This is a genomic window from Pseudomonas sp. EA_65y_Pfl2_P74 (genome assembly GCF_963970575.1).
Lineage (GTDB): Bacteria > Pseudomonadota > Gammaproteobacteria > Pseudomonadales > Pseudomonadaceae > Aquipseudomonas > Aquipseudomonas baetica_A.
In genome coordinates this window covers 137,321-161,816 of the sequence record NZ_CAXAOQ010000008.1, presented here as the reverse complement: position 1 = coordinate 161,816, position 24,496 = coordinate 137,321, and the positions used below count along the sequence as shown (strand labels likewise).

Annotated in this window: 21 protein-coding genes; 6 read left to right on the top strand and 15 right to left on the bottom strand. The window is 61.9% G+C overall.

The genetic code is table 11. The annotated features are described in order from the left end of the window. Positions 1-112: 112 nt before the first annotated feature. A complete protein-coding gene (locus AACY18_RS08500; RefSeq protein WP_339430375.1) occupies positions 113-1,504 on the top strand; it encodes an L-cystine transporter in 1,392 nt (463 codons plus the stop codon). Positions 1,505-1,603: 99 nt separating this feature from the next. Here the strand turns inward: AACY18_RS08500 and AACY18_RS08495 are convergent, their stop codons facing one another. Beyond that, positions 1,604-2,116, bottom strand: coding sequence for a dihydrofolate reductase (locus tag AACY18_RS08495; protein ID WP_339464682.1), 513 nt, complete (start codon positions 2,114-2,116; stop codon positions 1,604-1,606). An 85-nt stretch (positions 2,117-2,201) separates the two neighbouring features. Here AACY18_RS08495 and AACY18_RS08490 point away from each other — a divergent pair, with 85 nt between their 5' ends. Both AACY18_RS08490 and AACY18_RS08485 read left to right on the top strand, forming a co-directional pair. Further along, complete coding sequence (locus tag AACY18_RS08490) at positions 2,202-3,581, top strand: DUF2868 domain-containing protein (RefSeq protein WP_339464681.1); 1,380 nt, start codon at positions 2,202-2,204, stop codon at positions 3,579-3,581. Continuing rightward, positions 3,574-4,950 carry a GTPase/DUF3482 domain-containing protein gene (locus tag AACY18_RS08485; RefSeq protein ID WP_339464680.1) on the top strand — a complete coding sequence of 459 codons (1,377 nt, stop codon included), beginning with the start codon at positions 3,574-3,576 and terminating at the stop codon, positions 4,948-4,950. Before AACY18_RS08490 ends, AACY18_RS08485 begins: the two co-directional genes overlap by 8 nt. 93 nt (positions 4,951-5,043) lie before the next feature. On the opposite strand, the gene AACY18_RS08480 is transcribed toward AACY18_RS08485, so the two are convergent. The 7 genes from AACY18_RS08480 to AACY18_RS08450 form a co-directional block, all read right to left on the bottom strand. Next, entirely contained in the window at positions 5,044-6,177 is a 1,134-nt protein-coding gene (locus AACY18_RS08480; RefSeq protein ID WP_339464679.1) for a TIGR03364 family FAD-dependent oxidoreductase, read from the bottom strand. Between the two features lie 146 nt (positions 6,178-6,323). Further along, positions 6,324-7,349, bottom strand: coding sequence for a putative 2-aminoethylphosphonate ABC transporter substrate-binding protein (locus tag AACY18_RS08475; protein WP_130900350.1), 1,026 nt, complete (start codon positions 7,347-7,349; stop codon positions 6,324-6,326). A gap of 42 nt (positions 7,350-7,391) precedes the next feature. Continuing rightward, positions 7,392-9,116 carry a putative 2-aminoethylphosphonate ABC transporter permease subunit gene (locus AACY18_RS08470; protein ID WP_339430380.1) on the bottom strand — a complete coding sequence of 575 codons (1,725 nt, stop codon included), beginning with the start codon at positions 9,114-9,116 and terminating at the stop codon, positions 7,392-7,394. Further along, a complete protein-coding gene (locus AACY18_RS08465) occupies positions 9,116-10,192 on the bottom strand; it encodes a putative 2-aminoethylphosphonate ABC transporter ATP-binding protein (RefSeq protein ID WP_339430381.1) in 1,077 nt (358 codons plus the stop codon). Before AACY18_RS08465 ends, AACY18_RS08470 begins: the two co-directional genes overlap by 1 nt. Before the next feature lie 294 nt (positions 10,193-10,486). Next, positions 10,487-10,852, bottom strand: a complete 366-nt coding sequence (locus AACY18_RS08460; protein ID WP_339464678.1) for a DUF6124 family protein — start codon at positions 10,850-10,852, stop codon at positions 10,487-10,489. 508 nt (positions 10,853-11,360) lie between these two features. Beyond that, positions 11,361-12,224: a LysR family transcriptional regulator gene (locus AACY18_RS08455; protein WP_339430500.1), complete on the bottom strand. Its 864-nt coding sequence runs from the start codon at positions 12,222-12,224 to the stop codon at positions 11,361-11,363. A gap of 16 nt (positions 12,225-12,240) precedes the next feature. Further along, positions 12,241-14,496 carry a heavy metal translocating P-type ATPase gene (locus AACY18_RS08450; RefSeq protein WP_339464677.1) on the bottom strand — a complete coding sequence of 752 codons (2,256 nt, stop codon included), beginning with the start codon at positions 14,494-14,496 and terminating at the stop codon, positions 12,241-12,243. Between the two features lie 84 nt (positions 14,497-14,580). Between AACY18_RS08450 and cadR the strand changes: the two genes are divergently transcribed. Continuing rightward, entirely contained in the window at positions 14,581-15,030 is a 450-nt protein-coding gene (gene cadR, locus AACY18_RS08445; RefSeq protein WP_339430384.1) for a Cd(II)/Pb(II)-responsive transcriptional regulator, read from the top strand. 123 nt (positions 15,031-15,153) lie between these two features. Here cadR and AACY18_RS08440 read toward each other — a convergent pair whose 3' ends face one another. The 3 genes from AACY18_RS08440 to AACY18_RS08430 all read right to left on the bottom strand — a co-directional run bounded on the left by AACY18_RS08440 (position 15,154) and on the right by AACY18_RS08430 (position 17,851). Continuing rightward, a complete protein-coding gene (locus AACY18_RS08440) occupies positions 15,154-16,125 on the bottom strand; it encodes a thymidylate synthase (protein WP_339464676.1) in 972 nt (323 codons plus the stop codon). Between the two features lie 50 nt (positions 16,126-16,175). After that, positions 16,176-16,988 (bottom strand): prolipoprotein diacylglyceryl transferase, encoded by an 813-nt coding sequence (gene lgt / locus AACY18_RS08435; protein WP_339430385.1) that lies wholly within the window; start codon positions 16,986-16,988, stop codon positions 16,176-16,178. An 80-nt stretch (positions 16,989-17,068) separates the two neighbouring features. Continuing rightward, on the bottom strand, positions 17,069-17,851 hold the full coding sequence (locus AACY18_RS08430) for a sulfite exporter TauE/SafE family protein (protein WP_339430386.1): 783 nt from the start codon (positions 17,849-17,851) through the stop codon (positions 17,069-17,071). Positions 17,852-17,981: 130 nt separating this feature from the next. Here AACY18_RS08430 and AACY18_RS08425 point away from each other — a divergent pair, with 130 nt between their 5' ends. Further along, positions 17,982-18,728: an NRDE family protein gene (locus tag AACY18_RS08425; protein WP_339464675.1), complete on the top strand. Its 747-nt coding sequence runs from the start codon at positions 17,982-17,984 to the stop codon at positions 18,726-18,728. Positions 18,729-18,837: 109 nt separating this feature from the next. Here AACY18_RS08425 and ptsP read toward each other — a convergent pair whose 3' ends face one another. Both ptsP and AACY18_RS08415 read right to left on the bottom strand, forming a co-directional pair. Beyond that, a complete protein-coding gene (gene ptsP, locus AACY18_RS08420; protein ID WP_339430388.1) occupies positions 18,838-21,117 on the bottom strand; it encodes a phosphoenolpyruvate--protein phosphotransferase in 2,280 nt (759 codons plus the stop codon). A gap of 22 nt (positions 21,118-21,139) precedes the next feature. Next, on the bottom strand, positions 21,140-21,619 hold the full coding sequence (locus AACY18_RS08415; RefSeq protein ID WP_003229203.1) for an RNA pyrophosphohydrolase: 480 nt from the start codon (positions 21,617-21,619) through the stop codon (positions 21,140-21,142). Positions 21,620-21,762: 143 nt separating this feature from the next. Between AACY18_RS08415 and AACY18_RS08410 the strand changes: the two genes are divergently transcribed. Continuing rightward, positions 21,763-22,419: an HAD family hydrolase gene (locus tag AACY18_RS08410; protein ID WP_339430389.1), complete on the top strand. Its 657-nt coding sequence runs from the start codon at positions 21,763-21,765 to the stop codon at positions 22,417-22,419. A gap of 91 nt (positions 22,420-22,510) precedes the next feature. Here AACY18_RS08410 and AACY18_RS08405 read toward each other — a convergent pair whose 3' ends face one another. Both AACY18_RS08405 and ilvA read right to left on the bottom strand, forming a co-directional pair. Then, complete coding sequence (locus tag AACY18_RS08405) at positions 22,511-22,924, bottom strand: DUF2269 family protein (RefSeq protein ID WP_339430390.1); 414 nt, start codon at positions 22,922-22,924, stop codon at positions 22,511-22,513. A gap of 40 nt (positions 22,925-22,964) precedes the next feature. Beyond that, complete coding sequence (gene ilvA / locus AACY18_RS08400; protein WP_339430391.1) at positions 22,965-24,479, bottom strand: threonine ammonia-lyase, biosynthetic; 1,515 nt, start codon at positions 24,477-24,479, stop codon at positions 22,965-22,967. Positions 24,480-24,496 lie beyond the last annotated feature (17 nt).

The following is a 24,496-nucleotide window of genomic DNA, read 5'->3' as shown; positions in this document are numbered from 1 at the left end:
AGCGACTATTACCCTGCGTTTTCGGTATTAATTCATTTGAAATCAAACTGTTAGGCTTGCCGGTTCGCAGCAGCCCCGCAAGGCTGCTGGCAAAGTCTTTCCTGGAGTTCTCATGAATCTACCGTTGATTCTCAACCTGCTGGTGTTCCTCGCCCTGCTCTTGGGTCTGGCACAAACCCGCCGCACCCATTGGAGCCTGGCGAAAAAAGTCCTGCTCGCGCTGGTGCTCGGTGTCACGTTCGGTATAGCTCTGCACGCCGTTTACGGGGCGGGCAATCCAGTGCTGAAAGCCTCGATTGGCTGGTTCGATCTGGTCGGCAACGGTTATGTGCAGTTGCTGCAAATGATCGTCATCCCGCTGGTGTTCGCTTCGATCCTCAGCGCGGTGGCCCGCCTGCACAACGCCTCGTCGCTGGGCAAGATCAGTTTCCTGACCATCGGCACGCTGCTGTTCACCACCGCGATTGCGGCGCTGGTCGGTATCGGCCTGACCAACCTGTTCGGCCTCAGCGCTGAAGGTCTGGTGGCCGGCACCCAGGAAATGGCCCGTCTGCAAACCATTCAGACCGACTACGCCGGCAAGGTCGCCGAACTGAATGTGCCGCAACTGCTGCTGTCGTTCATCCCGCAGAACCCGTTCGCCGATCTGGCGCGGGCCAAACCGACTTCAATCATCAGCGTGGTGATTTTCGCCGCGTTCCTTGGTGTCGCCGCGCTGCAACTGCTCAAGGATGACGTCGAGAAAGGTCAGAAAGTGATCAACGCCATCGACACCCTGCAAGCCTGGGTGATGCGCCTGGTGCGCCTGGTGATGAAGCTGACCCCGTACGGTGTACTGGCGCTGATGACCAAAGTGGTGGCTGGCTCCAACCTGCAAGACATCATCAAACTCGGCAGTTTCGTGGCGGTGTCGTACCTCGGTCTGGGCCTGATGTTCGTCGTTCATGGCCTGCTGGTGTCGGCGGCCGGGATCAACCCGCTGCGTTTCTTCCGCAAGATCTGGCCGGTGCTGACGTTTGCATTCACCAGCCGTTCCAGTGCAGCGAGCATTCCGCTGAGCATCGAAGCGCAGACCCGCCGTCTGGGCATTCCACAATCGGTAGCCAGTTTTGCCGCATCGTTCGGCGCGACCATCGGCCAGAACGGCTGCGCAGGCCTGTACCCGGCGATGTTGGCGGTGATGGTAGCGCCGACCGTAGGCATCAACCCGCTGGACCCGCTGTGGATCGCGACGCTGGTGGCGATTGTGACCCTGAGTTCGGCCGGTGTGGCGGGCGTAGGTGGCGGTGCGACGTTTGCCGCGCTGATCGTGCTGCCGGCGATGGGCTTGCCGGTGTCACTGGTGGCCTTGCTGATTTCGGTTGAGCCGCTGATCGACATGGGGCGTACAGCGTTGAACGTGAGTGGAGCAATCACCGCCGGTGCGATTACCAGTCAGGTGATGCAGCAGACCGATAAAGCACTGCTCGATGCCGATGAACATGGGCAGTTGGCACAGGCTTGAGTTGTTCTTTGCCTGACCTGCCCTCTTCCACATTGGATTTGTGTCGATCACAGATCCAATGTGTGTGGGCTTGCTCCGGGCGGCGTTCCGACGAAGCTCTTAAGCTTTTTCCCAGACCTCGAAGGTGTACGCCGGTTTGTCGCCCTCGGCCGCATTCGGCACATTCGACACCAGCTTCCACTGGTTAAGATCGAACGCCGGAAACCACGCATCACCTTCCGGGCTCAGCGCCACACGGGTCAGGTACAGACGATCCGCCTGCGCCAACCCTTGCGCATACAACTGCGCGCCGCCAATCAGCATCAGTTCATCGACGCCCTGTTCCTTCGCCCATTGCTCGGCGCGAACCACCGCGGCTTCGAGTGATGGATAAACCTCAGCGCCTTCCAACACCAGATCGGCCTGACGACTGACCACGATGTTCAAGCGCCCGGGCAGCGGACGACCGAGGGAATCCCAGGTCTTGCGCCCCATGATGATCGGCTTGCCGAGGGTCGTGGCCTTGAAGTATTTGAAGTCCCCCGGCAGGTGCCAGGGCATGCTGTTATCGACGCCGATCACACGGTTTTCACCGAGGGCTGCGATCAGGCTTAAGGGGAGTATTTTAGTCATGCCGGCGAGGATACCAGAGCCTCGCTTGACCCGATAAGCGCCACAGCGGTTATGCTCACGGCTCAATTGAGCGACGGGATGCCGCGTGACACAACTGACTCCACTGCAAAACCTCTGGTTGACCGAAACCGTGCGCCTGCGCGAAGAACACGCGGGGCCTCTGGATGATCTGGAAGCCAATCGTCTGGCCCGCGCGGCTGGCGGTGATTTGCCGAGCCGTATTCAGCGCCGTGCCTTGTGGCTGGCCGAGCGTGACGGGCTGACCAACGCACTCAAGCACTGGCTGCAAGGCGCGCGTCTGGCGCTGCTGTTAATGGTGGTGCTGGCCTGCGTGACCGGTGCCGGCATGGCGTTTTCCACGCTGGGTGACGGCACGCGCCCGGTGAATATTTTCTGGGCGTTGGGTACGTTGCTCGGGGTGAATCTGATTTTGCTGTTGAGTTGGGCGCTGGGACTGTTGTTCGCCGGGGAACATGGCGCCGCACTCGGCCGGCTCTGGCTTTGGCTCAGCGAAAAATTCGCCCGTGACGCCAAAGCCGCGCAGTTGCCCCCAGCGTTGCTCGTCTTGTTGCAACGCCAAAAACTCAATCGTTGGGCGATCGGCACGCTGGTCAATGGCCTGTGGCTGCTGATCATGCTCAGCGCTTTGAGCATGCTGGTGTTGATGATGGCTGCCCGGCGCTATGACTTCATTTGGGAAAGCACGCTGTTAGGCGCCGACTTCTTCGCCGCCCTGAAGGATGCGTTGACGGTCATTCCCCATGCCTTGGGTTGGAGTGCGCCGCGCGTCGACATGATTCGCGTGACGCTGGACACCGACTACAACCGTGCGTTGGTTCGCCAGTGGTGGGCCATCTGGCTGGTGGGCGCGGTGCTGATCTATGGCGTCTTGCCGCGTCTGATACTGATGTTGTTCTGCCGCTGGCGCTGGAAACGGGGACGTGACCGCTTGCGTCTGGACCTGAACCTGCCCGGCTACACGCAATTGCGCGAACGCCTGATGCCGACCAGCGAACGCCTGGGCGTCACCGACGCCGCGCCTGAGCAATTGCACCGCGTCGAAAGCAGCGTCAGCGAACACGCCAGCGAAGGCGCATTGCTGGTGGCGATCGAACTCGACGAGCAACGCCCATGGCCGCCGGCCCTGCCGAAAACCGTGAGCAACGCTGGCATCCTCGACAGCCGCGAGTCACGCAACAAACTGCTCGAACAACTCAGCCGCTTTCCCCCGGCACGTCTGGTTATCGCTTGCGATCCACGGCGCTCGCCGGATCGCGGCAGCCTCGCGCTGATCGCCGAACTGGCGCGCAACGCCAGCGCCACCCGCGTCTGGCTGCTGCAAGCGCCGCCCGGTGAAGCGCTGGACGCCGAACGCCTCGGCGACTGGCACATCGCACTGCAACAGTTGGAACTACCCTTTGCTGATTGCGCGCCGTTGAACTGGCTGGAGAACGGTCATGACTGATGCCTTCAAAGCGCCGCTGAAACTCGCCGTGGTCGGCCACACCAACGTTGGCAAGACTTCGCTGTTGCGCACGCTGACCCGCGATGTCGGTTTCGGCGAAGTCTCGCATCGGCCGAGTACCACCCGGCATGTCGAGGGCGCGCGGCTGTCGGTGGACGGCGAGCCGTTGCTCGACCTCTACGACACGCCGGGGCTGGAAGACGCCATCGCCCTGCTGGATTTTCTCGAACGTCTGGAGCGCCCCGGCGAGCGCCTCGACGGCCCGGCACGACTGACGCGGTTTCTCGACGGCAGCGAGGCGCGCCAGCGTTTCGAACAGGAAGCCAAAGTGTTGCGGCAACTGCTCGCCTCCGACGCCGGTTTGTATGTGATCGACGCCCGCGAGCCGGTGCTGGCCAAGTACCGCGATGAACTGGAAGTGTTGGCCAGTTGCGGCAAACCGCTGCTGCCGGTGCTCAATTTCGTCAGCAGCGCCAACCACCGCGAACCGGATTGGCGTGACGCGTTGGCGCGTCTTGGTCTGCATGCGCTGGTGCGTTTCGACAGCGTGGCGCCGCCCGAGGATGGTGCGCGACGGCTGTATGAAAGCCTCGCCTTGTTGCTGGAAAACGCCCGGCCGCAACTGGAACGCTTGATTGCAGATCAGCAGGCACAGCGACTCGCCCGGCAGCACAGTGCAGCGCGGTTGATTGCCGAATTGCTGATCGACTGCGCCGCGTGCCGCCGCAGCGTGGTCAGCGAAGCCGAGCAGGAACAGCAAGCCATCAGCGAACTGCGCAAGGCTGTGCGCCAGCGCGAACAGAAGTGCGTCGAAGCGCTGCTCAAGCTGTATGCGTTTCGCCCGCAGGATGCGGCGGCGAGTGATCTACCGTTGCTCGATGGCCGCTGGGGCGATGACCTGTTCAACCCGGAAACCTTGAAGCAACTCGGTGTGCGTGTGGGGGGCGGGATCGCTGCCGGGGCAGCCGCCGGGGCTGGCGTGGATTTGCTGGTGGGCGGCATCACCCTCGGCGCGGCGGCATTGGCCGGGGCAATTGCTGGCGGTGCGCTGCAAACGGCGCGCAGTTATGGCAGTCGCTTGCTCGGCAAGATCAAAGGCCAGCGCGAGTTGACGGTGGATGATGCCGTGTTGCGGCTGTTGGCGTTGCGCCAGCGCCAGTTGCTGCTGGCCCTGGATCAGCGCGGGCATGCGGCGCTGGACGCGGTTCAGGTTGCCGCACCGCAGGACAAAACCTGGCGACAGGGCAAGTTGCCGGAGGCGCTGAGCAAGGCGCGGGCGCATCCGCAATGGTCGTCGCTCAACCCGCATGCGAAGTTGAATCAGGCGCAGCGGCAGGAGCAAATTGAGTCTTTGGCTGAGGATTTGTAGCGCCTGAGCCGGCCTCTTCACGAGCAAGCCCGCTCCCACAGAAAAACGCATTCCCCCGGGCTTGCTCGCGAATGAAGGTCTTGTGACCTGCCATCAAATGTCCCCCAGCAACTGCGCGACATTGCGCTCGGCCATGGCCGGACCGACGCTCATGCCGACGCCGGTGTGCATCAGCGCCACACTCAGCCCCGGTGCCGGGCGCAGGAACGAAAACGGCCCCGGCCCACGGGCGCCATAGACACCCTGCCAGCGCTCGATCACTTGCACCTTGCAGCCGAGGGTGTGTTCGGCCAGTTCGAGCATCCAGGTGTCGACTTGCTCGGCGTTGAACGGCGACGGATCGCTGCCGTAGTGGTGCGAATCGCCGATGATCAACTCGCCATACGGTGTCGGACTGATCAACAGGTGAATGCCGTTTTCATGCAGGTGCGGTTGTTCGCGCAGGATCTGCGCCTGCACCGCCGCCGCTTCCGGCAAGTCGGCGAAGGCGCCGTAGTGCACGCCGCTCAACCCCGTGAGCAAGGCGTGTTGCAGGTTCAGGTCGACGTGCGGTTTGGCGCGGAGCATTTGCAGGCGGCAGATTTGCGGGTCGAGCGTGGCAATCGGTTCGGCCAGCAGCGTCTGATAATCATGGCCGGAGCAGACGATGATCTGTTTGGCGGTGAACGAACCGGCCGTGCTGTGCAGACGCCCCGGCTCCACATCGCGCACCAGCGTCGAGAAATGAAATTCGACGCCGAGGTCGCGGCGCAGGTAATCGATCAATGCTGGAATCGCTTCACGCGAATACAACTGTTGATCGTCCCTCCCGTGCAAGGCTGCACGGTGATGGCTGAACTGACCGCTGTAGAGGTCGCGCAACGCGGCGCCGCGCAACAAGTCGACGTTGTAACCGTTTTCCACGGCGCGGCCGGCGCAAAAGGCTTCGAGCAGGTGTTCTTCAGCTTCAGTGCGGGCAAACAGGTACGAGCCGTTACGCTTGATTTGCAGGCCGGCGAGCTGCGCCCAGTCGCCCCAGATCTCGCGGCTGGCCTTGGCCAGTTCGAGCATTGGCCCGGGTGGCTGGCCGGTGACCAGTGCCTGGCCGAAGTTGCGCACCGAGGCGCCGAGGGGCGTGGCCGTGCGTTCGAAAACCGTGACTTTGAGACCGCGTTTGGCGGCGGCATAGGCGTGGGACAGGCCGAGGATGCCGGCGCCGACGATCAGCAGGTCGTTGTGTTGTGTCATGGAAATTTTCCCTGAATGGGAGACCGCCTTCGCGAGCAAGCCCGCTGCCACAGGGGATTTTGGGTGCCCACAGAATGTGTGTTCACTGAAGATCCAATGTGGGAGCGGGCTTGCTCGCGAAGCGGCCCTGTCAGTCGATAAAGAGCTTACTTGGCGACGACTTTCTCGGACTTGCCGTCATAGCGCTTGCGCCACTCGGCCAGGATCTCGTCGCGGTTCTTCGAGGCCCAGGCAAAGTCGTTTTTGATCAGGCGCTGCTCGTAGTCGGCCGGCAGTTCGGTCTGCGGCTTGGCGATCCCCGGCTGGGCAAGAACAGCGAAGTTCTCCTTGTACAGGTCCATCGCCTCGGCGCTGGCGGAGAAGTCCGCGAGTTTCTTCGCGGCTTCTTCATGCGGCGTGCCTTTGATCACGGCAGTCGCCTCGATCTCCCAGCCCAGGCCTTCCTTCGGCAGGATGATGTCCAGCGGCGCGCCCTGGCGCTTCAACTGAACGGCCGGGTATTCGAAGGAAATACCAATCGGGAACTCGCCCGCCGCCGCCAGTTTGCAAGGCTTGGAGCCGGAGTGAACGTACTGGCCGATGTTCTGGTGCAGGCCGTCCATGTACGCCCAGCCCTGCTTCTCGCCGAAGGTTTGCAGCCAGGCGCTGACGTCGAGGAAACCGGTGCCGGACGACGCCGGGTTGGGCATGACAATCTTGCCCTTGTACTCAGGCTTGGTCAGGTCCTGCCAGCTCACCGGTTTGCTCAAGCCCTGCTTCTCGGCTTCGACGGTGTTGAAGCAAATGGTCGCGGCCCACACGTCCATGCCGACCCAGGCCGGCGGGTTGGCGGCGTCGCGGTAGTTCGCGCCGATCTTGCCCAGATCCTTCGGTGCGTAACTTTGCAGCATGCCTTGCTGGTCGAGGATCGCTAGGCTCGAGGCGGCCAGGCCCCACACGGCGTCAGCCTGCGGACGGGCCTTTTCGGCCAGCAGTTTGGCGGTGATGATCCCGGTGGAATCGCGCACCCATTTGATCTCGACGTCCGGGTTGGCCTTTTCGAAGGCGTCCTTGTAGGACTTCAGTTGCTCGGCTTCGAGGGCGGTGTACACCGTCAACTCGGTTTTCGCCGCGAAGGCATTCAGGCTGAAAGTGGCGAGCACAGCAGCGGCCAGGGCCATAGGCTTGAACATGATCGTTTTCCTGTCTTTTTGAGTTGAGGGTTACGGGAAACATCAGTGACCGGGCGCGGTTTGCCGCCAGGCCTGGGAACGGCGCAGCAAACCGCGCGAAGCCCACGCCAGCAGCAAGGACACGCCCGCCGAGGTGAACAGAATCAGGGTCGACATCGCTGCCGCGCCGCCGACGTTGCCGGCGTCATCCATGTTCAGCACCGCCACCGCCGCAAGAATGGTGTCCGGGCTGTAGAGGAAGATCGCCGCCGACACCGTGGTCATCGCCGAGACGAACAGGTAGCGCACGATGTCCAGCAACGCCGGCAGGCAGATCGGCACGGTCACGCGCAGGTAATGCCGATACAGCGGCGCCTTGAGCGACAGCGCGGCGGCTTCGAACTCGGCATCGAGCTGGCGCAGCGCGGTGGTTGCGGTCATTTGTGCGGTGGTCAGATAGTGCGCAATGGTGCAGACGATCAGCAGGGTCATCGTCCCGTAGAGCACATGCAGCGGGTTGCCGGTCAGGTTGAAAAAGAACACGTAACCCAGACCAAGCACCAACCCCGGCACCGCCATCGGCACGAAACTGAGCATGCGCAACGCCAGATTGAGGCCGCGTTGCGTGCGTGTTTTTTCCATCAGATACGCGCCGGTGAAGATCAGCACGCTGCCGATCAGCGCCGTACCCAGCGCCATCTTCAAACTGTTGCTGTAGGCCAGCCAGCCACCGCCGGCGGTTTCGTTGAACTGATAGTGGTTGAGCGACAGCGACAGGTTGTACGGCCAGAACTTCACCAGCGAGGAGAACACCGCCATGCCGAACACCAGCAGCAACGCCGCGCAGATCAGCAGGACGATGACCAGATAGCAGCCATCACGCACTTTCGACGGCGCCGGTTTGAACACCTGGGCGCGGCCACTCATGGAGTCGCCGTGACGTCGACGCAACCACGCATCGACGCCAAAGCTCAGCAGCGCCGGCAGCAACAGCACCATGCCGATCAACGCACCACGGCCGAATTGCTGCTGGCCGACCACGGCTTTATAAGCCTCCAGCGCCAACACTTGATAGTCGCCACCGACCACCACCGGCACACCGAAATCGGTGATGGTCAGGGTGAACACCAGACAGAACGCGGCGAACACAGCCTGTCGGGTCGCCGGCCAGGTGATGCTGCGAAACGCCTTGGCCGGACTGGCGCCCATGCTCGACGCCGCATCGAACAGCCGCGCATCGGCCAGGGACAGCGCCGACAGCAGAATCATCAGCGCATGGGGAAAGGTGTAGATCACCTCACCCAGCACAATCCCCCAGAACCCGTAGATGTTGTCCGAGAGCAGCCCGCGCAACAGGCCTTGATTGCCGAACAGATAGACCAGCGCAATCCCCGGCAGCATCGACGGCGCCATCAGCGGCAGCAGGGATATCCCGCGCCAGATGCCTTTGGCCGGAATCAACGTGCGTTGCAGGGCGTAGGCAAACAGGTAGGCCAGCGGTACGACGATGGCCGCGACGCTGAGGGAAACTTTCAGGCTGTTGCCGAGCAGCCAGTGAAAGTTCTCGCTGGTCGCCAGTTCTTTCGCGGCGAGCCAGCCACCGCCCTGCCCGGCTTCGCTACTGAAGCCGCGCCAGAAGATCGCCAGCAACGGCAACAGCACCGCAACGCCAAGCAGTACCAGCAGCAGGAGTTTGCCGCCGACGACGAAGATGCGGTCGCCGATCTCGGCACGGGACGTCTGACGCACCTGCTTATGCGGGAGCGGCAGCGCGAGGTGGCTGCTCATCAGGCAAACACCTGCAGGCTGCGCGGCGGCAACGCAACCATGATCTGCTGGGCGCCGAGGCGCGGCATGGCCTCCGGCGCCAGTTCGGCGAGCAGCGCGTGGCCGGGCAGTTGATCGAGTTCGAAGCTCATGCGGCAGCGGTTGCCGAGGAAGGTGATCTCGCGGACTTTGGCCGGGAACAGGTTTTCTTCGTGCACCAGCGGATTGACGTTGATCGCTTCCGGGCGGCAGAACAATCGGCCCGAGGCGCCGCTCACGCTGCCATCCGCCAGACGCACATCCATCCCGCCCACCCGGGCGTGGCTGGCGCTGCTGCGCTGGAACGGCAGCCAGTTACCCTGCCCGACAAACTCGGCCACAAACGGTGTGGCCGGGCGGTTGTAGATGTCCTGCGGGGTGGCGTACTGCTCGACCCGACCGTTATTCATCACGGCGATGCGGTCGGCCATCAGCATGGCTTCGTCCTGATTGTGCGTGACCATCAGGGTGGTGATGCCGAGGTTGCGTTGCAGTTGGCGCAGTTCGGTACACAAATGCTCACGCACCCGGGCGTCAAGGGCCGACATCGGTTCGTCGAGCAGCAGCAGCGACGGTGCCGGGGCCAGAGCGCGGGCCAGTGCCACCCGTTGCTGTTGGCCGCCGGACAATTGGCCGGGGTACTTTTTCTCACTGCCGGTGAGGCCGACCAGTTCCAGCATCTCACCGACGCGGCGGCGCACTTCATCGCGACCGCTGCCGGCGAGGCCGTAGGCAATGTTCGCCTCCACCGTCAGATTGGGGAACAGTGCGTAGGACTGAAACAGAATCCCGTAGTCCCGGGCCTGCGGGGCGAGATTCGAGACATCGCGGTCACCGAGGTACAACTCGCCGCTGTCCTGCTTTTCCAGACCGGCGATGCAACGCAGCAACGTGGTCTTGCCGCACCCGGACGGGCCGAGCAGGCACACCAGTTCACCGGCCGCGACGTCGAGGGAGACGTTATCCAGTGCGGTGAACGCGCCAAAGCGCTTCTGCACGCCACGCACGTTCATCGGTGCGCCTGGGTGAGTCAGGGTGGTTGCGATGGCAGGATTCATGGGACAGACCTCATCAAGCAGATGAGGCAAATCCTAGCGTTGTAATGCGTCCGTCATGTGGCAGTGAGGCAAAAACGGCTGATAGTGGTATTCGGGGATTTTGGTTTGGGCTGAGGTTCTGCATTGCCTGGTCTGCCCCCTTCGCGAGCAGCCCGCTCCCACAGGGGGAACGCATGCCAATGTGGGAGCGGGCTTGCTCGCGAAGAGGCCCAGACATTCACCAAAAGATTCCGGCGATCGACACCTCTAGCCTCCACTCAGCGGCACATGGGCATGCGCCGCTGAGCGCGTTGATCATTCGGTCGGCACTAACCTGTCCAGCACACGATTGACCGCCAACTCGGCCAGCATCACCACCTGAGCGATGCCTTGCAGGGTTTTGCGGTGCGAGCCTTCCACCAGTGCCGCGTGGTTGTGGAGCATGACGGTGGCGGAGCCGAGGGTTTCACTGGCGTCGGCCAGCAGGGATTCGGTGTCAGCCTCAGGGTGTGCCATGTAGAGCGTGTTGGGGGTGTAGGACGCGGCCATGATGGCGGCGACCGGTGGGCAGAGATAGTGGTCGAGGGCGCGCTCGGCGGCTTCGTGGAATTTCTTTGAATCGGGCGATTCGTAGGGGGATGCCGGATCGGAGATCGGCGGGTTTGGCGTTGGTTTGAACATTGAGTCTTTCTCCAGTAGAGCCGCAGCCATCTCGCTACTAAACGAAAGGGGTGGCAGCTGTGCGCAAGTTAGTAGACCGGCAGAAGACTCAAGACCCGGCGCACCCGAAGATGCCATGCGCACAGCCACCATCAAGTGCAAGCAAGCGCCCGACTGGATGATTCTTGTGCAGCCGTAAGTCAACTGATCCGGGCTACTAAACCCGATCACTGGAAATCAGTGATGCGAACCAAGTTACGCAGCCAGCCCAAGGCGCACAAGCCGGCGGATTCTGGTGCATGCGTAGGCAGCGGCGCAAGGATTTGTAGGCTGCCGGGCGTAACACCGAGTGTCTTTAAACACCTGCGCTGGAAAGGGTTTAGTGCCCTACAGAGATTGGGGATTTACCTGTCGGATTTTGCTGCGGCGACTGACCCCTTCGCGAGCAGCCCGCTCGCACAGGGGGGAACGCATGCCAATGTGGGAGCGGGCTTGCTCGCGAAGAGGCCGGCACAGGCACTGAAAGATCTCAGGCCGGGGACATTTCCTGCGCCAACCCCAAAAACGCCGCCGGCAACCGCGCATTCTTGCGCTCCTTGAGGCAGTACAGGTACTCGGGAATCTGCGGCGCATGCTCAAGGGTCAGCACCTTTAGCTGCGGATCATGCGGCACTTCCTGGCGGGCAATGATGCTGATGCCAATGTTGCGCAACACCGCCTCGCGAATCGATTCACGGCTGCCGATCTCCAGCAGCGGCCCGAAACTCACCCCGGCGCTGGCCAGCAACTCTTCGGTCAACCGCCGCGTGGTCGAACCCGACTCGCGCATCAGCAACGTATGCCCGACCAACGCACTCAGCGACACATGCTCATGCACCGCCAGCGGGTGATTGCGATGCACCGCCAATACCAGCGGATCCGTGCCGAGCACCCGACGAATCAGCCGCGCATCATCCAGCAACTGCGACGACGCGGCGACATCGACCCGGTAATCCTCCAGCGCTTCGAGCACCTGCTGCGAGTTGCCGATTTCCACCGACACGTCCACCTGCGGCAGGCGTTCGCGAAAAGTCTTCACCAGATCGAGGATGTAATACGGCGCGGTCGCGGCGATTCTCAACGTGCCTTGCACCTGGCCGCTGTTGCGCAGGAAAAACTCGATATCGGCTTCCTGCTGCAACAACGCCTTGACCATCGGCAGCAGCCGCGCGCCTTCGTCGCTGACACTCAATCGGCGACCGCCACGGTAGAACAGCTCTACCGAATAGTGGCTTTCGAGGTTACGAATCTGCGTGGTCACGGTCGGTTGGCTGAGGCCGAGTTTTTTCGCCGCCAAAGTGATGCTGCCCAGACGGGCCACCATGTAAAACGCCTTCAGCTCGGCACTCAGCACAACCACCCCTCATCGTCTATTTGCGCAACAGGCGCAAACCGTTGAACACCACCAGCAGGCTCACGCCCATGTCGGCAAACACCGCCATCCACATGGTGGCGAGCCCGGCGAAGGTTACCCCAAGAAAGATAGCCTTGATCACCAACGCCAATGCAATGTTCTGTTTCAGGATGCTGGCGGTATCGCGAGACAGGCTGATGAATGCCGGAATCTTGCGCAGATCGTCGTCCATCAGGGCGACATCGGCAGTTTCGATAGCCGTGTCGGTGCCCGCTGCGGCCATGGCAAAACCGATCTCGGCGCGGGCCAATGCCGGGGCATCGTTGATACCGTCGCCGACCATGCCGACCCGGTGGCCCTGTGCGTAAAGCGCTTCGATGGCTTGCAGCTTGTCGGTCGGCAACAAATCGCCCTGAGCCTGATCGATGCCGACCTGCGCGGCAATCGCCTGCGCGGTGTGGACGTTATCGCCCGTGAGCATCAGGGTTTTCACGCCCAGCGCATGCAACTGGCGGATCGCTTCGCGACTGGTCTCCTTGACGGTGTCGGCCACCGCAAACAGCGCCAGCGGTCCGGACTTGTCGAGCAACAGCACCACGGATTTGCCCTGTTTCTCCAGCGCGAAGAGTTTTTCTTCCAGCGCCGGGGAGCACAGGTTCAGCTCTTCAACCAGGCGATGGTTGCCCAAGTAGTAGACCTGGCCGTTGATCTCGCCTTTGACGCCACGACCGGCCAGCGCTTCGAAGTTATCCACAATCTGCGCTGCGAGGTTTTTATCCACAGCGGCGTTGGCGATGGCCAGCGACACCGGGTGATCGGAACGGCCGGCCAACGCGGCAGCAATCGCCGGGGCGGTGGCGTCGGCCGTCGGATCGAGGGACAGGTAATCGGTCTGCACCGGTTTGCCGTGGGTGATGGTTCCGGTTTTATCCAGCGCCAGATAATCGAGCTTGAAACCGCCCTCCAGGTACACGCCGCCCTTGACCAGAATGCCTTTGCGCGCCGCCGCCGCGAGGCCGCTGACGATGGTCACCGGGGTGGAAATCACCAAGGCACATGGGCACGCGACCACCAGCAACACCAGCGCGCGGTAGATCCAGTCGAACCACACCGCGCCCATGAACAGCGGCGGAATGATCGCCACGGCCAGGGCCAGGACGAACACCGCTGGGGTGTAGATTGTCGAGAATTGATCGACGAAGCGCTGGGTCGGTGCGCGTGCGCCCTGGGCTTGCTCGACGGCGTGAATGATCCGCGCCAGGGTCGAGTTGTTCGCCGCTGCGGTCACCGCGTATTCCAGCGAACCGGCCTGATTGATGGTGCCGGCGAACACTTTATCGCCCACGGTTTTCTCCACCGGCAGGCTTTCCCCGGTGATCGGCGCCTGATCGATGGTCGAACGGCCGCTGACGACTTCACCGTCCAGCGCAATACGCTCGCCGGGTTTTACCCGCACGCGGGCGCCGAGTTCGACGCTTTTCACTTCCTGTTCGAGCCAGCGACCGTCAGCCTGCAATACGGTCGCCTGCTCCGGGGTCATTTGCATCAGACCGCTGATCGCGTTGCGCGCACGATCCAGCGAACGTGCTTCGATCAACTCGGCCACGGTGAACAGGAACATCACCATCGCCGCTTCCGGCCATTGGCCGATCAACACGGCACCGGTCACGGCGATGCTCATCAGCGCATTGATGTTGAGGTTGCGGTTCTTCAGGGCAATCCAGCCCTTTTTGTAGGTGCCGAGGCCACCGCTGAGGATCGACACCAGCGCGATGATCGCCACCACCCAGGTCGGCGCGGCGTTGGTGAAGTGGATCACTTCGGCGGCGAGCGCACCGACGCCGGACAGCGCCAATGGCCACCAGTGTTTTTTCACGGGGGCCGGGGCTGGCGACTCGACGCCCGCCTCCAGCGGTTCGGCGTGCATGCCGAGGGATTTGATTGCCTCAGTGATGGGCTCGGTGCCTGGCAGCGTGTGGGTCACACCGAGCACGCGGTTGATCAGGTTGAATTCCAGTTGCTCGACGCCGGCCAGTTTGCCGAGTTTGTTCTGGATCAGCGTCTGTTCGGTCGGGCAGTCCATCGCCTCGATGCGAAAGCTGCTCAGCCGGGCGTCGGCGCTGGTTTTTTCGCTCAGTAGCACCCGTGCAGGTGCGGCGGCTTTCGATGCGCAGCAAGCGTCGCCGCCGTGGTCATGTTTATGCACAGGCTGCAATTTATGGCTGTGGTCGTGCCCCGCGTGGGGTTTGTGGGAGTGCAGGGAATCGCTCATTGGTCGCGTCCATGAAGGTGCCTGTTGCCAAGTAAAGACCCTGTAGCCACTATAGGGTCAAGCACCCTTTTGGAGATTGCCGTCATGAAGATCGGAGAACTGGCCAAGCTGACCGATTGCGCCGTCGAAACCATTCGTTACTACGAGCGCGAAAACCTGCTGCCAGAGCCCGCCCGCAGCGACGGCAACTACCGCGTCTACACCCAGGCCCACGCCGAACGCCTGACCTTCATCCGCAACTGCCGCACCCTCGACATGACCCTCGAAGAAATCCGCAGCCTGTTGGCCATGCGTGACAGCCCGCAGGATCAGTGTGAAAGCGTCAACACGCTGATCGATGAACACATCCAGCATGTGAAGGCACGAATTGACGGGTTATTGGCGTTGCAGACACAACTGCTCGACCTGCGCCAACGCTGTGGCGAAAGGCCGGGGGCCGATCAATGCGGGATTTTGCAGCGGCTGGAAGTGAGTGGCGGGGTGGTGGCGACGGAGGTGGAGCATTCGCATGTGGGCCGTAGTCACGGCCATTAAGAACACCCGATAACCAAAGTGGGAGCGGGCTTGCTCGCGAAAGCGGTGTGTCAGCCAACACATAATTGACTGACACACCCTCTTCGCGAGCAAGCCCGCTCCCACAGGGTATTGCGTGAAACCTCAGACCGCCATCGGCGCGGTCATCGGCGCGTGGTGCTCGTAGCCTTCCAGCGAGAAATCACTCGGTTCCACCAGTTCCAGCCATTCCGGCTGATACACGCCAGTCTTGGCGAACTCCGGCACGCGATCCGAAATCTTCAGTTTCGGCATGGCGAACGGTTCGCGCTTGATTTGTTCGTTGAGCATGTCCAGATGGTTTTCGTAGACGTGCGCGTCACCGATGAAATAGGTGAACCAGCGCGGCGTGTAACCGGTCAGGCGACCGATCAGGCTCAGCAGCGCGGCGCCTTCGGTGAGGTTGAACGGCGTGCCCAGGCCCAAGTCGTTGGAGCGGATGTATAGGGTCAGGGAAATTTCCCTGGTCTCGACATTCGGGTGGAACTGGTACAGCAGATGGCACGGCGGCAGGGCCATTTCATCGAGTTGGGCGCAGTTCCAGCCGTGGAACAGGATGCGGCGGCTGCCCGGATCATTGATGATCGTGTCGACGCACTGGCGCACCTGGTCGATGGCTTTGTACAGCACCACGTAGGCCTGGCCGTCTTCTTCGCCTTGAGCGATCTGCTTGTAGCCATTGCTCAAGGTTTGTTCGATGGCCGCGGTGTTGCTCAACGGAATCTGCTTGTACGCCGGCCATTTGCGCCATTGCACGCCATAGATTTCGCCGAGGTCGTCGTCGCCCTGACGGAATGGGTTGGCCAACCACTGGGCGTTTTCGTTGGCGTTCTGGTCCCAGACCTTGCAGCCCAGCGCGCGGAATTCAGCGGCGTTGTTCACACCACGCAGAAAACCGCACATCTCGCCGATGGCCGATTTGAAGGCCATCTTGCGGGTGGTGATCGCCGGAAAACCTTCCTGCAGATCGAAACGCAGCATCGCCCCCGGGAAACTGATGGTGTTGATGCCGGTGCGGTTGGCCTGTTTGGTGCCGTTCTGGATGACGTGCGAGACCAGTTCGAGATATTGCTTCATGAGTTACCTGTGTCCTTGAACCCGGGGGCCGTCGCCCCCGGCCTTCGAATTTATACGGCCGCCGCGGGCGCTGCCGGGGCGCGATGATAAGCCAGCCAGATCAGGTACAGACCGGCAAGCACCATCGGCACGCAAAGCACCTGACCCATGGTCAGCCAGCCCCAGGCCAGATAGCCCAGTTGCGCGTCCGGTACACGGACGAATTCGACGATGAAACGGAAGATGCCGTAGAACAGCGTGAACATCCCCGATACCGCCATGGTCGGCCGCGGTTTACGCGAGAACAACCACAGGATCAGGAACAGCGCGACGCCTTCAAGGGCGAACTGATACAGCTGCGACGGGTGACGCGGCAACTGCGCCGGGTCGCTGAACGGCGGGAAGATCATCGCCCACGGCACGTCGGTCGGCTTGCCCCACAACTCGGCGTTGATAAAGTTGCCGATACGCCCGGCGCCCAGGCCGATCGGCACCATCGGTGCGACGAAGTCCATCAACTGGAAGAACGACTTGTTGTTCTTTTTGCCGAACCACAACGCGGCCAGCATCACGCCGATAAAGCCGCCGTGGAACGACATGCCGCCCTTCCACACTTCGAAAATCAGCAACGGGTTGGCCAGGTAGGCGCTCAGATCGTAGAACAGCACGTAACCCAACCGCCCGCCGACAATGACCCCCATCGATAACCAGAAAATCAAGTCGGAGAGTTTCTCCTTGCTCCAGGTCGGGTCGAAGCGGTTCAACCGCCGGGACGCCAGCAGCCAGGCGCCGCCGATGCCGATCAGGTACATCAGACCGTACCAGTGGATTTTCAGCGGACCGATGGCCAGGGCCACCGGGTCGATCTGCGGGTAAGGCAGCATTGCGACTCCTCGTTAGAAGTTGAAACCAGAATTCCCGGGCGACGCTGTCACCTCAGGATTAAGCCAGGATTGCGACCTGCTCAAAGCAGAAAACTCAAGCCAACGCAAAACAGCAAAGCGGCGAACAGCCGTTTGAGCAAGCGTGGCGATAATCTATGTGCCAATCGTGCGCCGAGACGGGCGAACACCATGCTGGTCAGGGCGATGCCCAACAGCGCCGGCAAATAGACAAAACCGAGACTATGGGCCGGCAGCAGCGGATCGTGCCAGCCCAGAATCATGAAACTTAATGCACTGACCAGGGCGATCGGCAGACCGCAGGCCGACGAGGTCGCTACCGCTTGCTGCATCGGCACGCTGCGCCAGGTCAGGAACGGCACGGTCAGCGATCCGCCGCCGACGCCAAAAATCGCCGAGGCCCAGCCAATCACACTGCCAGCCACGGACAGACCGAGTTTGCCCGGCACCGTTCGGCTGGCCTTGGGTTTGACGTCCAGCGCCAACTGCACGGAAATCACCAAGGCAAATACGCCGATGATTTTTTGCAAATGCGGCCCGGAAATCGCTTCGGCCGTCAGCGCACCGAAACCGGCGCCGACCAGAATACCCACGGTCATCCACGCAAAAACCGGCCAGCGTACCGCACCACGTCGATGGTGCTCACGCACGGCATTGACCGAGGTGAAGATGATCGTCGCCAACGACGTGCCGACCGCCAGGTGGGTCAGAATCGATGGGTCGAAGCCCTGCAACGTGAAACTGTAAACCAGCACCGGGACAATAATGATCCCGCCGCCCACCCCGAACAGCCCGGCCAGCACGCCTGCACAGGCGCCCAGCGCCAGATAGAGCAGAAATTCCATGACCGTCTCCCAGACGCTTTCCCCAAACCGGAGCGGCATGGTAACGGATGCATACCCTTAGGCGGAACTGGCGATGGATGCACGGACGCCGGATGCGTAGAGTGGACAAAAAACACACAAGGACCACCTTATGTGCCTGATCGTTTTTGCCTGGCGCCCGGGCCATGCCCAGCCGCTGATCGTTGCGGCCAACCGTGACGAGTTTTACGCCCGCCCCAGTCTGCCGCTGGGGCAATGGCCTGAGGCACCGCATGTGCACGCCGGACGCGATCTCGAAGCCGGTGGCACCTGGCTGGGGATCGGCGCCAACGGGCGCTTTGCGGCGCTGACCAATATCCGCGACCCGCATCAGCCGCCGGCGCGTAAATCGCGGGGGGAGCTGGTGGCGGGGTTTCTCGCGGGCGATGAGGCGATTGATGACTATCTGGCCGGCGTTGTCGGTCGCTCACCAGAGTACGCCGGGTTCAACCTGCTGCTGGGCAACAGCCATGAGCTATGGCACTACAACGCACGGATGTCGGAGCCGGTGATGCTGCAGTCCGGGGTCTACGGATTATCCAATGCCGGACTGGACACGCCGTGGCCGAAGCTGCTCAAGGCCAAGGCGGCGTTGAGTGCAGTGCTGGAGGATCCGCAGCCTGCACGGTTGCTGGCGTTACTTGGCGATGCGCAAACGGCGCCGTTTGCCGAGTTGCCGGACACCGGCGTGGGGCTGGCGACGGAATCACTGCTGTCGAGTGTGTTTATTGCCAGCCAGAGTTACGGGACGCGGGCAAGTACGGCGCTGGTGGTGCAGGCGGATGGGACGCGCAGGATGGTGGAGCGCAGCTTCGGGCCGTATGGCGGGCATCTGGGGGAAGTCGAGATTGTGGTTTAGCGGTATCTGGACTGAAACCTTCGCGAGCATGCCCGCACCCACATTGGATCTGTGATCGACACAAATCCCCTGTGGGAGCGGGCTTGTTCGCGAGGGGGCGATCAGCCTTTTAAAGGGCTTTGTTGACCGCCGGCGGATTGATCTTCGACAACCCAAGGTTCTTCAGCGCCAGTTGCAGCGAACTGTGGATAACTTGCGGGTTATCGATGGTCATCAATTCGCCCAGCAATTGCCTGGCCTTGTCCAGATTGACCTGACGCAGCATCCACTTCACCTTCGGCAAGTTGGTGGCGTTCATCGACAGACTGTCGAAGCCCATCGCCATCAACAGCACCGCCGCCGCCGGATCACCGGCCATCTCGCCGCAAATGCTCACCGGTTTGCCCTCGGCATGGGCGTCGCGCACCACGGTTTGCAACGCTTGCAGCACGGCCGGGTGCAGGTAGTCGTAGAGATCCGCCACCCGTGGGTTGTTACGGTCCACCGCCAGCAGGTATTGGGTCAAGTCGTTGGAGCCGACCGAGAGGAAGTCGACCATCCGCGCCAGTTCCCTGGTCTGGTAGACCGCTGCCGGAATCTCGATCATCACCCCGATTGGCGGCATTGGCACGTCGGTGCCTTCGTCGCGCACCTCGCCCCACGCCCGGTGAATCAGGTGCAGGGCTTCTTCGAGTTCGTGGGTGCCGGAAATCATCGGCAGCAAAATCCGCAGGTTGTTCAGGCCCTCGCTGGCCTTGAGCATGGCGCGGGTCTGCACCAGGAAGATTTCCGGGTGGTCGAGGGTGACGCGAATGCCGCGCCAGCCGAGGAACGGGTTGTCTTCCTTGATCGGGAAGTACGACAGCGACTTGTCACCGCCGATGTCCAGGCTGCGCATGGTCACCGGTTGCGGATGGAACGCGGCGAGCTGTTCGCGGTAGATCGCCAGTTGTTCCTTCTCGCTCGGGAAGCGCTGGTTGATCATGAACGGCACTTCGGTGCGATACAGACCGACACCTTCGGCGCCACGCTTCTGCGCCCGCGCCACATCCGCCAGCAGGCCGGTGTTGACCCACAGCGGCATGCGGTGCCCATCGAGGGTCACGCAGGGCAGATCACGCAGGGCATCGAGGCCCAGCGCCAGTTGTTTCTCTTCTTCGACGACTTCGGCGAACTGCTTGCGCAGCACTTCGCTGGGGTTGGTGTAAACCTCGCCACGAACGCCATCGACGATCATTTCAATGCCGTCGACCTTGGCGTACGGCAGATCGACCAGGCCCATCACCGTTGGAATACCCATGGCCCGGGCCAGGATCGCAACGTGGGAGTTCCCCGAACCGAGTACCGAAACCAGACCAACCAGCGTGCCTTCCGGCACCTCGCCGAGCATGGCCGGCGTCAGTTCTTCGCTGACCAGAATGGTTTTTTCCGGGTAGACGAGGTTCTGTTGCCGCTCTTCCTGCAAGTAGGCCAGCAAGCGGCGGCCGAGGTCTTTGACGTCCGACGCTCGCTCACGCAGGTAGGCATCGTCCATCAGTTCGAAACGGTTGACGTGTTCAGTGACCACCTGACGCAACGCACCCTGCGCCCACTGGCCGGTCTTGATCACAGTGGTGATTTCGCTGCCGAGCGAGGCATCGTCGAGCATCATCAGATAAACGTCGAACAGCGCGCGCTCTTCGGGACGCAGTTGTGTCGCCAGTTTCGCCGACAAGGCACGCATGTCGGCGCGCACGCCTTCGATGGCGGTCTTGAACAGTGCCAGTTCGGCGTTGATATCGGTGATGGTCTTGTCCGGCACCACGTCCAGATCCGCCGGCGGCAACATGACCACCGCCGTACCGACCGCCGCACCCGGCGAACCCGGCACGCCAACGAACTTGGCTTCCTGAATGCCTTTGCCCTGACGGCCCAGACCCCGGATCGAACCGGTGGCCTCGGCGTGGGCGATAACGCCGGCGAGCTGCGCGCTCATGGTCACGAGGAAGGCTTCTTCACCTTCATCGAACTGGCGGCGCTCTTTTTGCTGGATGACCAACACGCCGACGACGCGGCGGTGGTGAATGATCGGTGCGCCAAGGAAGGAGGCATAGCGCTCCTCACCAGTCTCGGCGAAGTAGCGGTAGCGCGGGTGATCCGCGGCGTTTTCGAGGTTCAGGGGTTCTTCACGCGTGCCGACCAGACCCACCAGACCTTCGTTGGGTGCCATGCTGACTTTGCCGATCGAGCGCTTGTTCAAGCCCTCGGTGGCCATCAGGACGAAGCGGTTGGCCTCGGGATCAAGCAGGTAGACCGAGCAGACCTGGCTGCCCATGGCCTCTTTGACGCGCAACACAATAATCCCCAACGCCGCCTTGAGATCCTTGGCGGAGTTAACTTCCTGGACGATCTTGCGCAGCGTATTGAGCATGGCTCGGGGTCGAACTCCGTCGTCAGTCGCGCGCTAAAAGGCGCGGGGCAAGCTCTTTGAGGGCGCGGCGATACACCTCGCGCTTGAATGTCACCACCTGGCCCAACGGATACCAATAGCTGACCCAGCGCCAGCCATCGAACTCCGGTTTACCGGTCAAATCCATCCGCACCCGCTGCTCGTTGGAGATCAGGCGCAGGAGAAACCACTTCTGTTTCTGGCCGATGCACAGCGGTTGGCTGTGGGTACGCACCAGACGTTGCGGCAAACGATAGCGCAACCAGCCCCGTGTGCAGGCGAGTATTTCAACATCTTCACGTTCCAGGCCAACTTCTTCGTTCAGCTCGCGGTACAAGGCGTCTTCCGGCGTCTCTTCAGGGTTGATTCCCCCTTGTGGAAACTGCCAGGCATCTTGATTGATACGGCGAGCCCATAGCACCTGGCCGGCGTCATTCGTCAGAATGATCCCGACATTGGGGCGGAAACCATCGGGGTCGATCACGGCAACAACCTCGCAAACGCATGTCGCCGCATTGTTCCACAAAGCTTGATAAGGCGGCAACGAAGGTTCCTACCTTATGTGCACTCTTGTGAAAAGACCGTATTCTTGTCGCCTTTTTACTGACTTTTCAGCGGGTAACTGCAATGCGCCTGGCTCTATTCGATTTGGACAACACCCTTCTGGGCGGCGACAGCGACCACGCTTGGGGCGACTATCTGTGTGAACGCGGCTTCCTCGACCCGGTCGCGTACAAAGCGCGCAACGACGAGTTCTATCAGGATTACCTGGCCGGCAAGCTGGATAACGCCGCGTACCTGAATTTCTGCCTGGAGATTCTCGGCCGCACCGAAATGGCCGTGCTCGATCAATGGCACAACGACTACATGCGTGACTGCATCGAGCCCATCGTGTTGCCCAAGGCGCTCGACCTGTTGAAAAAACACCGCGATGCCGGCGACAAACTGGTGATCATCACCGCGACCAACCGTTTCGTGACCGCGCCGATTGCCGTTCGTTTGGGCGTCGAAACCCTGATCGCCACCGAGTGCGAAATGGTCGATGGCCGTTACACCGGGCGCAGCACCGATATCCCGTGCTTCCGTGAAGGCAAGGTGACGCGCCTGAATCGCTGGCTGGAAGAAACCGGGCATTCGCTGCAAGACAGCTACTTCTACAGCGACTCGATGAATGACTTGCCGCTACTGGAGCAAGTGGCGAACCCGGTGGCCGTGGATCCGGATCCGAACCTGCGCGCTGAAGCCGAAAAGCGTGGCTGGCCGGTCATCACACTGCGCGACTGAAATCGCTTTCGCGAGCAAGCCCGCTCCACACTGGAATGCGTTCCCCTGTGGCAGCGGGCTTGCACGCGAAGGGGCAACCCGGTCTCAAGCCTTAAACAGGCTTGGCCCCCATCAACGCCGCAATGGCGAGAAATCCGACACCACTGACAATCGCCAGCGCCAGACTGAATTTCCAGTTACCGCCCCCGCTCGTCCACCGTCGATTCAGCCGAACAAGCAACCAAACGGCACTGAATGTGGCCACGGCATAGATCACGCTGGAGCCCAGAATCCAGAACTGCCCCAATGGCCAGCCAATCAGATGCACCAGCCACCAGCCGGTGAAGGGCATGCTCAACATGCCGATCAGCATCAGACACCAGACAAACAACCACGGACGCTGCATCGTGCTGGCCGGCCCTTGACTGCGATTACGCCAGGTCAGCGCGGCGAGCCCCAGGCCGCTGGTGAGTATCACCACGGTTGCAGCGACGTGAAGGACTTTCAGGGTGGTCAGGGTTTCCATGGGTTTCTTTTCCTTGGGCCATGCCCATCAGCGTAGCCGTTCAGCCAAGAAACAGCTTATAGGCCGGGTTGTCGCTTTCGTCCCAGTACGGATAACCGATTTGCGCCAGCGCCTGCGGCACCAGATGCCGCTCATCGTGGGGCACTTGCAGCCCGGCGACCACCCGGCCATCCGCCGCGCCGTGGTTGCGGTAGTGGAACATCGAGATGTTCCAGCGCCCGCCAAGTTTGTTGAGGAAGTTGAACAGCGCGCCCGGACGCTCCGGGAATTCGAAGCGCAGCACCACTTCATCAACCACCTGCGCCGCACGCCCGCCGACCATGTGACGGATGTGCAACTTGGCCAATTCGTTGTCGGTCAGGTCAATGACCGGGAAGCCCTGCTCGGCCAGGCTCGCCAGCAGTGCGCTGCGCGGGTCGTTTTCCGGGTGGGTCTGCACGCCGACGAAGATGTGCGCTTCGCTGCCGGTGTTGTAGCGGTAGTTGAATTCGGTGATCTGACGCTTGCCGATGGCCTCGCAGAACGCCTTGAAGCTGCCGGCCTTTTCGGGAATGGTCACGGCGATGATCGCTTCGCGGCCTTCGCCCAGTTCGGCGCGCTCGGCAACGTGACGCAAGCGGTCGAAGTTGACGTTGGCACCGGAGTCGATGGCGACAAAGGTCTGGCCGCTGACGCCGCGCAACTCGACGTACTTCTTGATCCCGGCCACGCCCAAGGCGCCGGCAGGCTCGGTGATCGAGCGGGTATCGTCGTAGATATCCTTGATTGCCGCACAGATCTCGTCGGTGCTGACGGTAATCACTTCATCGACATGATCTTTGCAGATGTCGAAGGTGTGCTGGCCGATCTGCGCCACCGCGACGCCGTCAGCAAAGATGCCCACGGTCGGCAACACCACGCGCTCGCCGGCAGCCATGGCGGCTTGCAGGCAGTTGGAGTCGTCGGGCTCGACGCCGATGACTTTGATGTCCGGACGCAGGTATTTCACGTACGCCGCGATACCGGCGATCAGGCCGCCGCCGCCGACCGGGACGAAAATCGCATCCAGTGGCTGCGGGTGCTGACGCAGAATCTCCATCGCCACGGTGCCCTGCCCGGCAATGGTGTGCGGATCGTCGTACGGGTGGATGTAGACGTAGCCTTTTTCATCGACCAGTTTCAGCGAATAGGCCAGCGCTTCCGGGAACGAATCGCCGTGCAGCACCACTTTGCCGCCACGCGAACGCACGCCTTCGACCTTGATCTCCGGGGTGGTCTTGGGCATGACGATGGTGGCTTTGACGCCCAGCACTTTCGCCGCCAGGGCCAGACCCTGCGCGTGGTTGCCCGCTGAAGCGGTGACCACACCACGGGCGCGTTCTTCGTCGCTCAGTTGGGTCAACTTGTTGTAGGCGCCCCGAATCTTGAACGAGAACACCGGCTGCAAGTCTTCGCGCTTGAGCCAGATGTCATTGCCCAGCCGCTCGGAGAGCTGGCGAGCGTTCTGCAGCGGGGTTTCTACGGCAACGTCATAAACGCGCGAGGTGAGGATCTTTTTGACGTACTGTTCGAGCATCGGAAAGCATCACTGAG

Excerpts from the sequence above, each read along its gene's own strand:
- AACY18_RS08500 (WP_339430375.1), top strand. The coding sequence starts at position 113 with ATGAATCTACCGTTGATTCTCAACCTGCTGGTGTTCCTCGCCCTGCTC.
- AACY18_RS08495 (WP_339464682.1), bottom strand. The coding sequence starts at position 2,116 with ATGACTAAAATACTCCCCTTAAGCCTGATCGCAGCCCTCGGTGAAAAC.
- AACY18_RS08485 (WP_339464680.1), top strand. The coding sequence starts at position 3,574 with ATGACTGATGCCTTCAAAGCGCCGCTGAAACTCGCCGTGGTCGGCCAC.
- AACY18_RS08480 (WP_339464679.1), bottom strand. The coding sequence starts at position 6,177 with ATGACACAACACAACGACCTGCTGATCGTCGGCGCCGGCATCCTCGGC.
- AACY18_RS08475 (WP_130900350.1), bottom strand. The coding sequence starts at position 7,349 with ATGTTCAAGCCTATGGCCCTGGCCGCTGCTGTGCTCGCCACTTTCAGC.
- AACY18_RS08470 (WP_339430380.1), bottom strand. The coding sequence starts at position 9,116 with ATGAGCAGCCACCTCGCGCTGCCGCTCCCGCATAAGCAGGTGCGTCAG.
- AACY18_RS08465 (WP_339430381.1), bottom strand. The coding sequence starts at position 10,192 with ATGAATCCTGCCATCGCAACCACCCTGACTCACCCAGGCGCACCGATG.
- AACY18_RS08460 (WP_339464678.1), bottom strand. The coding sequence starts at position 10,852 with ATGTTCAAACCAACGCCAAACCCGCCGATCTCCGATCCGGCATCCCCC.
- AACY18_RS08450 (WP_339464677.1), bottom strand. The coding sequence starts at position 14,496 with ATGAGCGATTCCCTGCACTCCCACAAACCCCACGCGGGGCACGACCAC.
- cadR (WP_339430384.1), top strand. The coding sequence starts at position 14,581 with ATGAAGATCGGAGAACTGGCCAAGCTGACCGATTGCGCCGTCGAAACC.
- AACY18_RS08440 (WP_339464676.1), bottom strand. The coding sequence starts at position 16,125 with ATGAAGCAATATCTCGAACTGGTCTCGCACGTCATCCAGAACGGCACC.
- lgt (WP_339430385.1), bottom strand. The coding sequence starts at position 16,988 with ATGCTGCCTTACCCGCAGATCGACCCGGTGGCCCTGGCCATCGGTCCG.
- AACY18_RS08430 (WP_339430386.1), bottom strand. The coding sequence starts at position 17,851 with ATGGAATTTCTGCTCTATCTGGCGCTGGGCGCCTGTGCAGGCGTGCTG.
- AACY18_RS08425 (WP_339464675.1), top strand. The coding sequence starts at position 17,982 with ATGTGCCTGATCGTTTTTGCCTGGCGCCCGGGCCATGCCCAGCCGCTG.
- ptsP (WP_339430388.1), bottom strand. The coding sequence starts at position 21,117 with ATGCTCAATACGCTGCGCAAGATCGTCCAGGAAGTTAACTCCGCCAAG.
- AACY18_RS08410 (WP_339430389.1), top strand. The coding sequence starts at position 21,763 with ATGCGCCTGGCTCTATTCGATTTGGACAACACCCTTCTGGGCGGCGAC.
- AACY18_RS08405 (WP_339430390.1), bottom strand. The coding sequence starts at position 22,924 with ATGGAAACCCTGACCACCCTGAAAGTCCTTCACGTCGCTGCAACCGTG.
- ilvA (WP_339430391.1), bottom strand. The coding sequence starts at position 24,479 with ATGCTCGAACAGTACGTCAAAAAGATCCTCACCTCGCGCGTTTATGAC.